Source organism: Sphingobacterium sp. JUb56, from assembly GCF_014191365.1.
Classification (GTDB): Bacteria; Bacteroidota; Bacteroidia; order Sphingobacteriales; family Sphingobacteriaceae; genus Sphingobacterium; species Sphingobacterium anhuiense.
Map to the genome: position 1 here is coordinate 896,395 of NZ_JACHWL010000002.1, position 13,660 is coordinate 910,054.

Annotated in this window: 11 protein-coding genes and 3 tRNA genes; 3 read left to right on the forward strand and 11 right to left on the reverse strand. The window is 35.5% G+C overall.

The window, feature by feature from the left end:
• Positions 1-5 precede the first annotated feature (5 nt).
• Positions 6-722 carry a pyridoxine 5'-phosphate synthase gene (locus tag FHR29_RS23265; protein ID WP_021188016.1) on the forward strand — a complete coding sequence of 239 codons (717 nt, stop codon included), beginning with the start codon at positions 6-8 and terminating at the stop codon, positions 720-722.
• 45 nt (positions 723-767) lie between these two features.
• Here FHR29_RS23265 and lepB read toward each other — a convergent pair whose 3' ends face one another.
• The 5 genes from lepB to FHR29_RS23290 form a co-directional block, all read right to left on the reverse strand.
• Positions 768-2,192 carry a signal peptidase I gene (gene lepB / locus FHR29_RS23270; RefSeq protein ID WP_183917499.1) on the reverse strand — a complete coding sequence of 475 codons (1,425 nt, stop codon included), beginning with the start codon at positions 2,190-2,192 and terminating at the stop codon, positions 768-770.
• A 107-nt stretch (positions 2,193-2,299) separates the two neighbouring features.
• Positions 2,300-3,046, reverse strand: a complete 747-nt coding sequence (gene dapB / locus FHR29_RS23275; RefSeq protein WP_132840958.1) for a 4-hydroxy-tetrahydrodipicolinate reductase — start codon at positions 3,044-3,046, stop codon at positions 2,300-2,302.
• An 84-nt stretch (positions 3,047-3,130) separates the two neighbouring features.
• Positions 3,131-3,856: a DUF5683 domain-containing protein gene (locus tag FHR29_RS23280; RefSeq protein ID WP_183917501.1), complete on the reverse strand. Its 726-nt coding sequence runs from the start codon at positions 3,854-3,856 to the stop codon at positions 3,131-3,133.
• 1 nt (position 3,857) lies between these two features.
• A complete protein-coding gene (locus tag FHR29_RS23285) occupies positions 3,858-4,784 on the reverse strand; it encodes a ParB/RepB/Spo0J family partition protein (protein WP_021188018.1) in 927 nt (308 codons plus the stop codon).
• Position 4,785: 1 nt separating this feature from the next.
• On the reverse strand, positions 4,786-5,583 hold the full coding sequence (locus FHR29_RS23290; RefSeq protein WP_132769363.1) for a ParA family protein: 798 nt from the start codon (positions 5,581-5,583) through the stop codon (positions 4,786-4,788).
• Between the two features lie 228 nt (positions 5,584-5,811).
• Between FHR29_RS23290 and FHR29_RS23295 the strand changes: the two genes are divergently transcribed.
• Together FHR29_RS23295 and FHR29_RS23300 are read left to right on the forward strand one after the other, a co-directional pair.
• The gene (locus FHR29_RS23295) at positions 5,812-6,333 is read left to right on the forward strand and encodes an NADPH-dependent FMN reductase (RefSeq protein WP_021188019.1); all 522 of its coding nucleotides are present in this window, start codon (positions 5,812-5,814) and stop codon (positions 6,331-6,333) included.
• A gap of 99 nt (positions 6,334-6,432) precedes the next feature.
• Positions 6,433-7,155 (forward strand): DUF1080 domain-containing protein, encoded by a 723-nt coding sequence (locus tag FHR29_RS23300; RefSeq protein ID WP_183917503.1) that lies wholly within the window; start codon positions 6,433-6,435, stop codon positions 7,153-7,155.
• Positions 7,156-7,197: 42 nt separating this feature from the next.
• Here FHR29_RS23300 and FHR29_RS23305 read toward each other — a convergent pair whose 3' ends face one another.
• From FHR29_RS23305 to FHR29_RS23330, 6 genes are all read right to left on the reverse strand, one after another.
• The gene (locus FHR29_RS23305; RefSeq protein WP_183917505.1) at positions 7,198-10,131 is read right to left on the reverse strand and encodes a pitrilysin family protein; all 2,934 of its coding nucleotides are present in this window, start codon (positions 10,129-10,131) and stop codon (positions 7,198-7,200) included.
• A gap of 211 nt (positions 10,132-10,342) precedes the next feature.
• A tRNA-Val gene (locus FHR29_RS23310) sits at positions 10,343-10,417 on the reverse strand.
• A gap of 30 nt (positions 10,418-10,447) precedes the next feature.
• Positions 10,448-10,522 (reverse strand) — tRNA-Val (locus tag FHR29_RS23315).
• A gap of 30 nt (positions 10,523-10,552) precedes the next feature.
• Positions 10,553-10,627: transfer RNA gene (locus tag FHR29_RS23320), tRNA-Val, on the reverse strand.
• A gap of 186 nt (positions 10,628-10,813) precedes the next feature.
• A complete protein-coding gene (locus FHR29_RS23325) occupies positions 10,814-12,802 on the reverse strand; it encodes a putative porin (protein WP_132840951.1) in 1,989 nt (662 codons plus the stop codon).
• 28 nt (positions 12,803-12,830) lie between these two features.
• Positions 12,831-13,646, reverse strand: a complete 816-nt coding sequence (locus tag FHR29_RS23330) for a purine-nucleoside phosphorylase (RefSeq protein ID WP_183917507.1) — start codon at positions 13,644-13,646, stop codon at positions 12,831-12,833.
• Positions 13,647-13,660: the final 14 nt, after the last annotated feature.

Below are 13,660 nucleotides of genomic sequence, written 5' to 3' on the forward strand. Positions count from 1 at the left end.
TCAACATGACTGCATTATCTGTAAACATCAATAAAATTGCTACCCTACGTAATTCTCGTGGCGGAAATAATCCAAATGTACTAGCAGCTGCTCTAGCCTGTGAACGTTTTGGTGCAAATGGAATTACTGTACATCCAAGACCTGACGAACGCCACATCCGTTATGCAGATGTTTTTGACTTAAAAGCCAATATTCAAACAGAATTAAATATTGAAGGTAATTGTCAAGAACAAAAATTTATAGATCTTGTTTTGGCGAACAAACCTGCTCAGGTAACATTAGTTCCTGATGCAGAGGGACAGATTACTTCGAATCATGGTTGGGATACTATTAAAAATAAGGCATATCTGACTGATATGTGCAAACTATTTAAAGATCAAGGTATTCGAGTTTCTATTTTTGTGGATCCAGATGAAGATATGGTTGAGGCAGCAGCAGAAACGGGTACTGACCGAATTGAGCTTTATACAGAGTCATATGCACAAGCATTCTTAGATGAAAGAGATGAAGCGATCAAACCTTATTTTCATGCCGCATTAAAAGCGAGAGAGGTAGGATTAGGCATTAATGCTGGTCATGATTTAGATTTAAATAACCTAACTTACTTTAACGAACATATTCCGGGATTGTTAGAAGTAAGCATAGGACATGCTCTAATTGCTGATGCCCTGTACTTAGGCTTAGAAGAAACGATAAAAAGATACTTAAACGCACTTAAATAAAACAAAAGAGGCTTTACAAATGTAAAGCCTCTTTTGCTGTTATGTTTATTCTATTCCTTTGAATATTCTATTCCATCTTATTTTCGATAGTCCCGATCCCAATTCATCAAGACTTAACCAGGTAAATAATGCTTTACCCACTATATGATCTTCCGGCACGAAACCCCATCCTCTAGAATCTAATGAATTGTGTCTATTATCACCCATCATCCAGTAATAATTCATTTTGAAAGTATAAGAATTAGCTTTTACACCATTAATATAAATACCATCAGACTTATTTTCTAATTTATTACCTTCATAAACAGTGATTGCACGTTCATATAGTGGCATTGTTGCACTATCTAATTGAACTGTCCATCCTTTACTCGGAACTTTAATAGGACCAAAATTGTCAAAATTCCAGTTCAGAGATGCAACATGAGGAAAAGTTCCATCTTCATTTTCTCCTGCTTTACGAATATTGGGAACAACTTCCTTTACATTTATCCAACCTTTGACCATTGCAGCCTCATCTGCTGTCATAAAAACTTGATAAATGTTAGGTTGTCCGGTATCAGACATTTCTAATCGTTTTTCTTTCATCACACGCAGATCCAAACCAGATTGATCCGTTACTACAATATAATCTAATTGTCCTTCTGGCGGATTAAAACCAGGCTTACCATTTACAAAAAATACTGCATTTGCCATTGAAACTTCATCTCCAGGCATCCCTACACAACGCTTGATGTAGTTCTCACGTTTATCAACCGGTCTGTTGTAAGGAGCATCGGCTTCCATAGGATAATTGAATACTACGACATCATTTCTTTTGATATCCTGAAAACCAGGTAAACGTTTATAAGGAAGTTCGATCAGTTCGGAATAAGCTTTTCCGCCTGTTAGCGGCATCGTATGATGCGCAAAAGGAAATGCCAAAGGTGTCATTGGAATACGAGGCCCATAATTCAACTTACTCACGAACAAGAAATCACCGACTAACAATGTTCGCTCCATGGATCCAGTTGGAATCATATACGCTTCAATCAAAAAACCACGAATTAAAGATGCTGCAACTGTTGCAAAAACAATCGCATCTGCCCATTCGCGGGCCATTGATTTTTTATAAAAATATTTCTTTTTAAATTCCTCTGAATTAGGGCTTCCTAAATACTTTACTAGAGGATCGTTTCCCCAAAGAGGCAATACAATAAAAGGAGCTAAAACTGCTGCCGTATTTTCCCAGAACCTTCTTTTCCCAAATGCCTTTATAAGGTCCAAATACAATCCATAGAAAATAAAAATATTTACGATTGGGACTAGCAAAAGAACAACAATCCATTTTGCACGACCTGTCAATTGAGCCATCACATATTCCCGATAAAAAGGAACTAATGCTTCCCATCCCGGTCTTCCTGCCTTAACAAATAATTTCCAAAGCCCATAATGAGCAACTACTGTTAAGACCGCAAAAATAATATACCACATAAGCTTCTTAAAATTTTATTGTTTAATAATCTAATATTTCAATTAGTATAATAGACTATGGATTCGTTACAGAATCCTTATTTTTTAACGCAAAATCGGCAACTCAGTTACCGATTAAAATCAAACATTTCTGTCACCTGATAGAATCCTTGCTTTCCAAATAACCATTCAGCAGCAATTACTGAACCTAAAGCAAAACCATCACGACTGTGTGCTGTATGCTTAAATTCAATTTGATCCACTTCAGAACTATATACAACAGTATGAGTTCCTGGAACTTCTTCAATACGATGACTCTCTATTAGCAATTGATCTGCTTTCGGAATAACCTCCTCTTCTCCATCGCCAACGACAGAATTAACCCAGGAAGTTTTAGTGTCGCTATTGTTCAGGATACCCTCCGCTATTGTAATAGCAGTTCCACTTGGTGCGTCCAATTTGTGGATATGATGAATTTCCTCAACCTGTACATCGTAAGCTTTATAAGGCTGAATTGCTTTCGCCAACATCTTATTGATATGAAAAAAGATATTTACACCGATCGAAAAATTAGAACCATATAAGATAGATCCATCCACAGAGAGACATTTCTCCTTGATTGTATCAAGATGCTCGTACCAGCCTGTTGTACCCATTACAATCGGAAGATTTGCTTCTAAGCAAAGTTCCATATTAGCTATCGCTGCCTGTGGAACACCAAAGTCAATTGCAACATCTGCATCAACCAATTCATCCACTGTAATAAGATTACGATTTTCGCTGTTGACGATCAAATGAATTTCATGCCCCCTCTTTTGAGCAAATTTTTCTATGATTTGGCCCATTTTTCCGTAGCCGAATAATACTATTTTCATATCTATTTTAGATCATATTTAAATAAAGAAGACCAAATAAATCTATGCGACAACGCACAAATACAGCTTTAAGTTATATAATTTTTATTTTATTTTCATGGATAATTTCAGTCCCATAGTTGGAACGGCATTAAATGCAAGATTGTTTGATGGGCCCTGAAGTACAGTTGGTCTAATGGTAAATGCGACCTTTTCAGAACTTACACTCCATCGATTCTTGAGCATTGAGTCCACATAAGCTTCGACCACATTCAACCCGTATAACCCCACAGTTAAAAGCACCATAAGATCACGATTACGACGTGCATAGTCCTTTGCACTGATAAGCCCTTGCTCTGAAGCATTAGCATACGCTGGATTATCTATTTTACCATTGTTATCATAGCGAAAATCTAGCTCTTTAAGAAGTTCTTTGTAGTAACGGTTATTAAAGTCAAACACAAGTACCGTGGTTGCAAATCCCCCATAAATTACAGGAACCTTGATCCACCATAATCCCTTATTGGTATATTGACCCCATCCTGGCAAAACTAAAGATCGCTTCCATGCGGTAACGGTTTTGGCTTCAATAGCAAGACGTGTTGAATCTTTAAAGATTTTGGGTGTTTTTGCTTCTTCTTCAGCCTTCTCTCTTTTTTTTCGTTCCCTACGGCTCTCTTTTTTTGTTGTATCCTGCACTGCCGATACTTTTTTCGTTGAATCTGTTGCAGTAACTGTTTTTAAAGCAACTTTATCTTTTGTATCAACTTTCTGTGCCTGCGCAGCAAAAAAGATAAATATAGAACAGAATAAACTGATTATTTTATACATCTTACCAGTCTAATAATTCCAGAATACGGCTCAGATCATCTTCAGACTCAAAAGGAATTTCGATCGCACCTTTTCCTTTTGCACTTTTTAAATTTAACTTAACCTGAGATGAAAATTTAGATGCCAGATCATCTTCAATCTTTTGAAACTGAAATGATTTAGGTACATTCTTATCTTTTTGTGCTTTCTTTTTATTGCCATTTTGAATCTCCCGCACCAATTCTTCTGCCTTGCGAACAGACAATCCCAAGTCAACGATCAATTTAAAGATATATAATTGTTTATCTACCTCTCCTACATTAATTAGCGCACGTGCATGTCCCATCGTTAACTCTCCATCACGGATCGCTGCTTGAATAACAGGAGGCAATTTCAATAAGCGTAAATAATTGGTTACGGTAGAACGGTTTTTACTTACACGTTCTCCCAATTCTTCTTGCTTCAAATTACACTCTTCAATCATCCGTTGAAAACTTAATGCTACTTCAATCGCATTTAGATTTTCACGTTGAATGTTTTCAATCAGTGCCATTTCCAACATCTGTTGGTCATTCGCTGTCCGAATATATGCCGGAATTTCGGTAATACCAGCTAATTTTGATGCACGGTATCTGCGTTCTCCAGAAATCAACTGGTAGGCATTCTCACCAATTTTTCTAACAGTAATAGGTTGAATTAAACCTTGCAATAAGATCGATTCAGACAGTTCCTGTAGCGCTTGTGGATCAAAATCAGTACGGGGTTGAAATGGATTCATTTCTATCGTATCCACATTAACTGTACTAATATTGCCAGATTCTTTTGATTTTGTAGCAGATTCTACCCGGGATGTTTCTACCTCCGAATTTCTTTCAGGGATATCGGCACTATCGTTTAATAAGGCACCTAATCCTCTTCCTAGACCTGTTTTTCGCTGTTGTGCTGCCATATTATATTGTAACTGTTGAATCTAATTCTTTTAGATGTCCGTTCTTATGTAAAATTTCTCTGGCCAAATTTAAATAGTTAATTGCACCTTTACAGGATGCATCGTGCATAATCACAGAAATACCAAAACTTGGCGCCTCACTTAATCGTGTATTTCGCTGGATAATCGTTTCAAATACCAAATCAGTAAAATGTGTCTTAACTTCCTCTACAACTTGATTAGACAAACGTAATCGCACATCGTACATGGTCAATAAAATACCTTCTATTTCCAAACTAGTATTTAAACGTGTCTGAACAATTTTAATTGTATTCAGCAACTTGCCTAACCCTTCTAATGCAAAATATTCACATTGAACGGGAATTACGACTGAGTTTGAAGCTGATAAAGCATTGATCGTAATCAAACCTAATGATGGAGAGCAGTCAATAATGATAAAGTCGTAATCATCCTTTACTTGATCTAAGATTTTTTTCATCTTATATTCGCGCTCGTGCATATTAATCATTTCGATCTCAGCACCTACCAGATCAATATGAGCTGGTAGTAAGTCCAAGTTAGGAGTTTCAGTAGCTTGAATAGCATCACGTGGATCTAGATCATTTACCAGACACTCATATATACTTTCTTTAATGGTTCTTGGATCAAATCCAATTCCAGAAGTAGAGTTTGCTTGTGGATCAGCGTCAACCAATAAGGTTTTATATTCTAAAACAGCTAAACTAGCTGCCAGATTGATTGATGTTGTTGTCTTACCAACACCACCCTTTTGATTTGCAATTGATATAATTTTACCCATTTCGAATGAAATTCTTTCTTTATAAAATGTCATTTTGTTCCCCTAAAGTCACAAAAAAGGATTATTCTGTTCATTCATAAATTCTTCCCTGCAAAAAAACACTTAAATCATGCATATTTCTTACTTTTGAAAGTATCTAAAGGAATAGATCCTCAAGATGCTAAGATACAAAAAATCAGGATATACATCCACTTTGTTCCTTGGGTTTTTATAAGTTACAACTAGACAATGATTTTAATAATTTCGGGAACGAATCGCCCCAAAAGTAAGACGCTAAAAGTTGCACAATACTATCAAGATTACATACAAAAAAGCGGTGAAAGCTGTCAAATACTACCTTTAACAGAACTTCCTGCAGATATTATCGTCTCAGATTTATATGGTCAACGAAGTGACCAGTTTAAAAAAATACAACAGCTGGTATCTGAAGCCGATAAATTTATTTTTATCACACCAGAGTATAATGGCAGTATACCTGGCGTACTCAAGGTCTTCATTGACGCCTGTACTTTCCCAATTAGCTTCTGCCATAAAAAAGCGGCTCTTGTTGGTATTTCATCGGGACGCTATGGTAATTTAAGAGGGATAGATCATCTAACCGGAATATGTAATTACTTACGTATGCATGTTTTACCATTAAAAATTTTTTTACCTCATATTCAAAATGAAATAAGCGAAGAAAATACATTTGTGCATATTGAAACAAGGAATGCCATTCATGAACAAATAGATGAACTTATTCATTTTTAAAATTTACAAAACACAAGAGCCAATGCTTACAAGCATTGGCTCTTGTGCTTTAATTCAATAAAAGCGCAAATATTTGTATTTTGCCCAAAACTAAATCATATGAAATTAAAAATTACATACCTCCTATTATCCATTGGCTTTCTATGGTCTTGCAAACAAACTACAGAACATAATACGCTAAGTGCAATCGAAAAAGAAGAGGGTTGGCAACTTCTCTTTAACGGAAAAGATATTAACAATTGGCATATTTACAACCAAGGGAATCAACCCTCTAAATGGGTGGTAAAAGATGATGCTATACTTTGCGACCCCACTGTTAAAACTGGTGTATTTGGAGATTTAGTTTCGAATGAAACTTTTCAAGACTTTGACTTAAAATTTGATTGGAAAGTTGCCAAAGGTGGCAATAGCGGCGTATTTATAGATGTTCAAGAGGATCCAAAATATGACGCTACATTTGTTACAGGACTTGAAATGCAACTTTTAGATAATGCCAATGCGGAACCGCGGCATCAAACAGATTCAACACATTGGGCTGGATCGTTATACGCAATAAAGGGCATAGGATCCAATTCAAAACCTAATCCCTACAACGAATGGAATCAATCTAGAATTGTACAGAACAAGGGAAAAGTAAGCTTTTGGTTAAATGGGAAGTTAACATTCGAAAACGAAACCAACACCCAGGAATGGAAAGATCTTGTCGCTGGTACCAATATGAAGAACTATCCAGATTTCGGTAAATTCCAAAAAGGAAAAATTGCCTTACAAAACCATACTGATGAAGTTTCTTTTCGTAACATCAAAATTAAACTATTGTAAAAAAGAAGAGCAGGAAATCCTGCTCTTCTTTTTTACAATAGTTTAATACCCGAATAACTCTTGCAATGTTAATTTCTTAACTTCTCCAAGTTTTTGCAGATCCTCCATTTTTATATTTTCATCTTTTGCAACAATACAATAAACATAAGGTTTACGACTCATTTCTTTATTATGAAAAGTTTTCAGATCTGTAAAACTTAATTTTGGCGCTTGCTCATAGATATCTTTACGAATATCTGCCGTAAGTCCCAAACGCTGTGCACTTAGATAATTTGATAAAATATTTGCGTTCGTAATGCGGTCACTAGCCAATGATTTTACTAAACTAACTTTAGCGATATCCAAAGCTTTTGGAGCATCAGGTAAATCATTTAATAGTTCATTCATACCGACAACAGCTTCATTAAATTTATCGGCCTGTGTACCGACATATGCGCCTACCGAATAATGATTTTCCTTTTTAACAGGAGAAGCAAAATTAGCATAAGTAGAATAAGCTAAAGCTTTAGATTCTCGAATCGTTTGAAATACGATACTTCCCATACCTCCACCAAAATACATATTAAATAATGCGACAGTAGGACTATATTTTGAATTATACACTTCAGAATTTCTAAACCAGAATACTTCCGCCTGCTTCATATCAAAATTAGTAAACAACACTTGATTTTTAGGGGTAGGCAATTCTTCAAAAGTATTTGCTTTCTGAACTGTAGCAAAATTGGTATTCGAATTTAAAGGTTTAAGAGTAGCAACCAATTGACTAGTAGTCTTAGGCCCGTAATATAAAATTTGATGTTTTGTATTTGCCAGCTCGTGTAAAATAGTAACTAAGTCCGATGCTTTGATCGCATCCAGCTCTTGATCTGTCAAAACATTATTAAAAGGATTTTTAGCTCCATATTTTGCATATGATCTCAATCCTTCCATGATCAAGTTCTTATTTTCTTTAGCATTTGTTCTTGATTTTTTCAAACGACCGATATAAGCTTCCAATGCTTCTTGATCACCAACACTATTTTTTAATAAATCTTGAATCAGCGCAACTGTTTGTTCAAAATTTTCATTTAATCCTGAAATATTAATACGTGTTTCTTCATTACCTGATGACACTGAAAAGTCTGAGGCCAACTTATAAAATGCTTTGCTGAAATCTTCACTGGTTTTTTCTTTAGTACCTAAGAATTCTAAATAATCTGCGGCAATACTTAATAACTTATTATTCCATTTTCCCATCTCGTAACGATAAGTTAAACTAAATAATGCGTTATCTTTATTTTGCACCGCGATCACATCAAGACCTTTTAAGGTAGCCTTTTGTACATCTTTAGTGTAATCTAACCAGACAGGTGCAATTTTGCTTTCAGGCATTGCAGCAATAGTCTTTAGAAATAATGATTGATCTTCACGATTTACAACTACAGGCGTAATAGGAGGTTTCTCTACTTTTACAATGCTATCATCAATGCCCTTACGTTTATAGACCACTACATAATTATTATCATTCAGATATTTTGTAGCAAAATCCATTATATCTTTCTTCGTGATTTTAGTTAAGTTATCTGAATAACTCAATTCTGTCGACCAATCAACCCCAGAAGTAAAGGCATCCATTAACTCCTCAGCACGATTACTATAGCTTTCATTTCGTGAAATTTCTGATTTCTTTTCATTATTAACAATGGAAGTAATTAGGTCATCAGAAAAATCACCTTTACGCAACTTATCCAATTCTCCTAAAATCAAAGATTTCACATCATCTAAAGATTGACCTTGACTTGGATTAGCCTGCATGATCAACATCGAATAATCTTTCAATACATATGGAAAAGCCCCTGCTCCCAATAACTTTTGAGATTTCACTAAATCTAAATCAATTAATCCTGCTGAACCATTTGTAAGCATGTTTCCAAGCAAATTCAACATTTGAGCATCTTTTGTAGATGCACCGGGGAAACGGAAACCTAAAAATAGAAATTCCGATTCTGGCCCTTTAACCTCTCTTACAATTGGTTGTTTGATGTCTTTTTCAGCATCAAAAGTATATGCTGGAATTTCTTTCGGTTTCATATAACTGAATGCCTGATCGATTTTCTTTACTACTTCATTTGGGTCAAAGTCACCAGACATAATTACCCCCATATTATTAGGGACATAATACGTATTAAAATATTCACGAATCGCTTTCAAAGAAGGGTTCTTCAAATGTTCAACGGTACCGATAGTTGTCTGTTTTCCATAATTATTATTTGGAAACATAGCTTCAAACATGGCCTCTACTGATTTACGTCCATCATTATCCAAACCTCTATTCTTCTCTTCATAAACAGCCTCTAATTCTGTATGAAACAATCTTAATATAGGATTACGAAAACGTTCTGCTTGTACAGCCAGGAACTTATCGATTACATTATTGGGAATATCCTCAGTATAGACAGTCTGTTCAAAAGAAGTGAAGGCATTTGTTCCCTCAGCCCCCATCTCACTCATCAATTTATCGTATTCATTGGCAATAGCATATTTTGCTGCCTCGCCAGAAACCTGATCGATCTGCTTATAAATTTCTTTACGCTTGGCTTCATCCTTAGTGGAGTTATACTGTTCATATAAACCATCGATCTGATCCAGTAATGGTTTTTCCTTTGCCCAATCTTTTGATCCAAACTTATCAGTCCCTTTAAAAAGCATGTGCTCTAAATAATGCGCTAAGCCTGTGTGATCTGAAGGATCAGTTTTACTCCCTGCTTTCGTTGCAATATAGGCCTGAATACGAGGTACCTTTTTAGAAGGGCTCAAAATAACTGTAAGACCGTTTTTTAATGTATAAAAACGCGAATTTGTAGGATCATTGGTTACGTAACGATACGTATACCCACCCTCGTTTGCTTCTTTCCAATCATACTTTTTCACCTGTGCAAAAATTGTTACGTGTGATAAGAACACAAAAGCTATTACCGAAATAGATTTTAAATTCATTTCTAATAAGTTTATATAATACAATCAAATATATAAATGTTTATATGAAAACTCATCGTGTTTGAACATCTTTAAAATGACAACACTACTATGAGGTAAATTTCAATTGCGAAAGCAATCAGCTAGATCAATTTAGCTTCGATAAAATATATAGGAAATACATAAAAATAGGAGTAAATAAAAAAAGCATCGATAAATCGATGCTTTGATGTGGAGAATACTGGGTTCGAACCAGTGACCCTCTGCTTGTAAGGCAGATGCTCTGAACCAGCTGAGCTAATTCTCCGTTAAGTATTTTGAAACACTTCTGTTTGCGTGGAGAATACTGGGTTCGAACCAGTGACCCTCTGCTTGTAAGGCAGATGCTCTGAACCAGCTGAGCTAATTCTCCGTTAAGTTTTTTGAAACACTTCTGTTTGCGTGGAGAATACTGGGTTCGAACCAGTGACCCTCTGCTTGTAAGGCAGATGCTCTGAACCAGCTGAGCTAATTCTCCATTTTTTTTCAGACTTTCAATAAATTAGCTGAGCTAATTTTTCGCTTTAGTTCTCGCTATATAATACCTTTCCCTAATTGCGTATGCAAATGTACTGCAAAATTTCGACTCTCAAAATTATTTCAAAAGTTTTTTACGCTTAAAAACGCAATCCACTAGAAGCCACGCATATAATTTTCAATATTTTTAGTCATAGAATTTCCAAGAAACACCAAATCTTATATTCGCATCATTCATCGGATAACGACGAACAGTATAATAGCCTTTTGGCATGCCCAAATATTGGTTTACAAAATTACAACTGATAAAAAGTGTCACGCGTTGTATGTTTGCTGTAGCCCACGCATCAAATATAGGATAAGTCGAAAATTTAATCCCTGCATTATCATTATAAAACTGACTTGCATTAATTGAATAAGATGGTGTTGTAAACGGAGTGTTGAAACGTGCATCAACTCCAATGTTGAAATCAACCACTTTATAAAGCACATTGCTGTAATACAAACTATGCCAGGTATATATTTCAGGAGTTGCAAGTGTTTCCTGCTGATCTGTTTTTTGATATACAATTAAGTTATCCAAGGTAAATTTACTAAACTTGAACTTTTGTCCTACTGAAACCTTTAATAGATTAACAGATCCCAATTGCGCCGGTTCAATTAATTTAGCCAGGCGTGGATCATTTTTCGGATTATCAATCTCTTTAAAGTAAAGATAGTTATCCATTAAAAAGTATTCAACCTTTCCATTGAACCCAATTTTTGGATTGCTATACTGAAAAGCTAGATTTTGTGTTTTTGTTTTATTAAGATCTCGCTCCCATTGATGGTAGGTATAATTCATTCGATTAAAGACCATTTCAGGTGATTTATTCTGCGAATAAGCCGAAAGCGTAATTTTACCGACATTCGAACTTAATAAAAAGTCGGCTTTTGCTTCATAAAGATAATCACCAAAATTATGACCCATCACTATCTGATTGACTTTACCTGTCAGATTTACTCGATCTGAGAACTTATACCCCAGCTCCCCTTTTAGCATACCATTTTGATAAAATCTGTTATTGATACCACTATCTGAATACCAATACATATCATGTTGAAAAGCAACATTTAATTTCGCTTCATTTTTAAAAATAGATTTCCCCCTCAAGTAAAAGCTATATTCAAATTCATTTGAAATAGAAGTAATTTCCGTTGTATCCTGCGTTAATCTGGAAGAACCATATGGGAAAGCACCATTAGCATCGGTTTCATTTTTAAAAAAATTATATTTCTGAATCCGTACAGAACTGTTATGTGCAACGCTATTTGTAGGGTAAATCTGCATTGTAGGCTTACCTGCATCAACGGTATCAAGATGACCAAGAAACATCGATTGACGAATGAAAAATGAATTATCACGCCATTCATTTCGAGGTCTATTGTCTCCTTGCCCCTGTAATCTTACGGGGTAACGATCGGATGATTGTTTTTCCTTATCTTTGAATATATTATCTGACAAAATCGAACCATTCTCTGAAGCATCAAGTTTATTAAACACTAAATTTGTCAACAAATTATAGCGGTGATTTTCGGACTCGTACCAAGCAAATAAAGCCGATTTGATATCGGAATACTTCTGATTGGTATAATATCCATCTGCTCTTGTTGCATGAAATTCTCCACCTATATTAAGTCTTGGATTTATATTTTGTGCAAGTCTTGCACGAAATACTTGATCATCAAAGAAAAATCCTACAGCATAAAGTTCCGAAAATCTGGCACGTGCCCTAAAATATTGAATAGAATCCGGTCTGTACAAGGTACGCTCCAAACTGTGAAATCCACTTTGAAAACCTATCGTTTTACTAGGTTGAAATAATAGGTCACGCGTTGCTAAACCATAGGAACCTAAATTGATACTGGGATTCCATGGTAAATTCTGTTTATTGTAATACTGAAAATTACGATGTGATGTATCTATTTGAACGGTGTAGGTTCCTTTTTTCATCATATCCAATGTTGTATATCGAATATATTTAGCAGACAAAATAACAGAATCCTGTTTCGCATCTTCTTTTGCCCGAGCAGAATCTAAAGCACTACTCCATTCATCATTACTTTGTGCTTGAACTTGATTTACAAAACCAAGAATACAACAAAAAATCGCTAATAAGCGCAGGGTCACCTTCATTAATATTTGAACTAGTATTGTTTAAAAACTATTGCAAAGCTATTAATTCTTTCAAAATTAACGTCATCTTTGGTTCAGCTTTTGCAGCTATATCTATGATGTCCTGCAAAGAAACAGGTTGCAGATTATCATGAAAACCCTCATCAGTAATCACAGAGATCGCAAAAACAGGTATATCCATATGATTAGCGACAATAACTTCAGGCACAGTACTCATCCCCACAATATCACCGCCAATCAATCTCATGTAACGATACTCGGCTTTAGTTTCCAAATTTGGTCCTGGGGCAGCTACATATACAACCTCATGTGCCCTAATTTCTTTGTGGACAGCAATGTCTAAACCTTGCTTTACCATTTCACGGTTATAAGGTTGACTCATATCAGGAAAACGTGGACCGAATGCGGCTAAGTTTGAACCACGTAGCGGATTATCTGGCAACAAATTAATGTGATCGGAAATAATACCCAAATCACCTTTAAGAATATTAGGGTTTAAAGATCCTGAGGCATTTGAAACAAAGAGCTTCTGAATGCCCAAGACTTTCATGATACGGATTGGAAATGTAATTTCTTTCATATTGTAGCCTTCATAATAATGAAGTCTACCCTGCATTGCTACAACCCTACGACCATTCAGCATACCGAATATCAATTTACCGGAATGAAATTCAACTGTAGAAATGGGAAAGTTGGGGATATTGGAATACATCAATGAATACTGGACGTCGATCTCATCGACCAACTTACCTAATCCAGTACCTAGTATTATTCCAAATTCAGGCTGAAAATCGCCTATTTTCTTGCGGATAAATCCAGCGGTTTCTTCTATCAATTGATACATACGTGCAAAAAAAC